Here is a 700-nt window from a genome sequence, read left to right on the forward strand (position 1 = left end):
ACGCTAACAGGCTGTGATAATAGCACCGAAACCCCCAACCAAGCCTCCGAAACAGCGGCGACCGCATCAGACTCGTCAACACCCGCAGCCGATCAGATAGACTGGTCGTTAGTCGACAGTGGGACAAAGCCTGCCGATCCCACCAATTATAAGTATCCATTTGCGATTGATAGTCAAAACGTCCGTGATTATGCAGATTTCTTCGATGTAGATCTTGCCACCGCTCAACACAACCTCACTATCAGTATGGCAAGTAACGAAGCGCTATCCAAAGCCTTGGATCAGCTGAGCGAAACCTATGTCTCACATGAGTTGACCGATGGTAACGAGATGACACTCGTCATTCACACCACGCCTGATGTCGCTGCCAGTCGCTATGATTATGTGCTGTCGGATGACTTTGCCAAAGGGTTGGTATTACCTATCGTGATCAAACCTGATGGTAAAAAAGGTGACGCTAAGGCGCATGGGGAAATGGCGGAGTAGCTCGATGTATTTATTACGCATCATCTAATCACTTGATTATAATAAAGCGCGAATCAGCATATAACCACCCATGCCGAACATCATGACGTTTTCGGTTAAAGAGATCGCGCCCAGTGGCACATTGCTATCGCCGCCCACGCAGGCACATTTTAGCTCGCGCTTGTCGATATAGACGGCTTTAATAACCGATACCCCGCCGATCAAACCGATGATA

Annotated in this window: 1 protein-coding gene; it reads left to right on the top strand. The window is 48.6% G+C overall.

The window, feature by feature from the left end; all coding sequences use genetic code 11:
- Positions 1-486: hypothetical protein (locus tag ACS8FC_RS17600; protein ID WP_439297740.1), on the top strand; the 486-nt coding region annotated here is incomplete at its 5' end.
- Positions 487-700: the final 214 nt, after the last annotated feature.

This window comes from Psychrobacter sp. 1Y4, from assembly GCF_051847555.1.